Annotated in this window: 2 protein-coding genes and 1 pseudogene; all 3 read left to right on the top strand. The window is 43.4% G+C overall.

Annotated elements, in window-relative coordinates; translation table 11 throughout:
• A partial coding sequence (locus A3738_RS04885; RefSeq protein WP_156503965.1) for an MFS transporter occupies nucleotides 1-787 on the top strand: 787 nt, incomplete at its 5' end.
• Nucleotides 788-913: 126 nt separating this feature from the next.
• Nucleotides 914-1,474, top strand: coding sequence for a single-stranded DNA-binding protein (ssb, locus tag A3738_RS04880; protein ID WP_068475259.1), 561 nt, complete (start codon nucleotides 914-916; stop codon nucleotides 1,472-1,474).
• A 161-nt stretch (nucleotides 1,475-1,635) separates the two neighbouring features.
• A pseudogene (locus A3738_RS04875) lies at nucleotides 1,636-2,163 on the top strand (hypothetical protein); the annotation flags it as partial.

Genomic DNA, 2,163 nt, shown 5'->3' with positions numbered 1-2,163 from the left:
CGTATTTTCAGATCAGATTCTTGATGTGCTGAAAGATAAAGAATTGTTGCGACTCGATTTTGGGATCTTGGTCTTACACCTTGTATTAACTGCGATGTTTATCGCTATCCCTGTGTCCTTGGTTGATAGTGTGGGCTTGTCGAGTGAGCAACATTGGTGGTTGTATTTACTCGTATTAGTAGGTTCCTTTATTGCGATGATTCCGCTAATCATCGTTGGTGAGACGAAGCAAAAGATGAAGCCTATATTCTGCGTGGCAATCATCTTGGTGTTGATAGGTGCGTTGGCAATGTCGTCTTTTCAAACGGCATTAAGTGGATTTATTGTTTCGTTGTTTGTGTTTTTTATGGGCTTCAATTTACTGGAAGCCAGTTTGCCTTCGCTCGTCAGTAAAATAAGCCCTGCAGGTTCAAAAGGCACTGCAATGGGCGTCTACTCTACTAGCCAATTCTTCGGTGCTTTCTGTGGTGGTTTGTTAGGGGGCGTAGTCTTATCTGAATATGGCGTAAACGGCGTTTATTACTTTTCTGCAGCATTACTCACTGTTTGGTTTTTTGTCGCAGCAACAATGAAAAAACCAAAGCACGAAAGAACAGTGACTGTCTTTTTTAAATCGGATCTCGATCAAAATGAAATTGATGATCTGGGCGATGCACTTATCTCAATACAGGGCGTTGAAGATGCAGTCGTTGTGTCAGAGGGAGTAGCCTACTTGAAAGTGATTTCAACGAAGTTTGAAGAAGCTTCGCTAGAGCCTCTGAAAAAACAATATCCTTATCAATCCTAGGCGCTATTTCCGTTCAAGTTGATGGTAAAACTAGGGTAGTCGTGAGACAATGCGACACATATTTAGACGCATTTAATTATTAATTTAAGACGCAAAGGACGGCGTTAATATTGGAAGGGGAATAGCATGGCCAGAGGCATTAACAAGGTAATTTTAATTGGTAATCTTGGGCAGGACCCAGATGTTCGTATGAGCGCTCAAGGTTCAGCCATTACAAACCTTAATCTCGCAACAGATGAAAGTTATAAAGATAAGCAAACTGGTCAAATGGTTCCTAAAACTGAATGGCACAGAGTTGTGTTGTTTAACCGCCTAGCAGAGATCGGTCGTGACTATTTGCGCAAAGGCTCAAAAGTTTATATTGAAGGTCGTCTACAAACGCGTAAGTGGCAAGATCAAAATGGCCAAGATCGCTATACCACTGAAATTGTAGGTAATGAGCTTCAAATGTTGGATTCTCGTGGTGCTGGCATGGATCAACCCGGGCAACAGCAGGGTGGTTATGCACCACAGCAGCAAGCTGCTCCTCAGCAAAGAGCGCCGCAACAAGCAGCCCCTCAAGCTAATTACCAACAGCAACAACAGGCTCCGGTTCAACAGGCCTATAATCAGGCTCCTCAAGCCGCACCGGCTCCAGCACCAATGGCGCCAGCGATGGATGATTTTGATGACGATATTCCGTTTTAATATCGTATGATCAACAACAAGTAATAAGATCGAAAAGCCCTGCAGTAGCGGGGCTTTTGCGTTAATCAGTATGACAAAACGCTCATGCATGATCCGTTTACAAGCACTTACATACTCTTTATTCTGCTGTTCAAATAATAACTACTGTTAGGCATTTTTTGGTGCGTTCTTTAATCCTTTCTCGAACTGCTCATACCCGAGTTGGCCTTGAGTTTCGTACAGATGGTTTAGCAATCGCTCTAACGCGCTCCGCACGTTATCCATCCTTAAAATTGATGGAATCATACTGGTTACCCTCTGCGCCTAATAAACGCCTACAAAACCTTCGAAATTTTGTTAGAGAACAAGGTTTGAAAGGTGTCTCTTGCGATATCGTGCTTCCTCGAAATGATTACCAACGCATTGAACTCGATGCTCCTAATGTGCCTGAGACCGAATTAGAGTCAGCTGTTCATTGGGCTGTGCAAGCGCTAATGGATGACGCTGCGATGGACGCGCAAGTTGAGTATTTTGATTATCCCAAAGAAGCCTTAAGAAACCGCCCTCCGAGGTTGCATGCTCGTGTCGCACGACAAGCTTTGATCGATACATTAACGCAGTCTGCAATAGCGGTTGGTCTAAAGCCAAAGCGAATTACAGTAAGTGATTTAGCCTTAAAGAATCTATCCGAAACGATTGAACCAAGTAAT

The organism is Oleiphilus sp. HI0066 (assembly GCF_001635725.1).
The sequence above is the reverse complement of the archived record's forward strand: the minus strand, read 5'-3'. Positions and strand labels throughout refer to the sequence as shown.

Coding starts and splice junctions, on each gene's coding strand:
- ssb (WP_068475259.1), top strand. CDS start 914: ATGGCCAGAGGCATTAACAAGGTAATTTTAATTGGTAATCTTGGGCAG.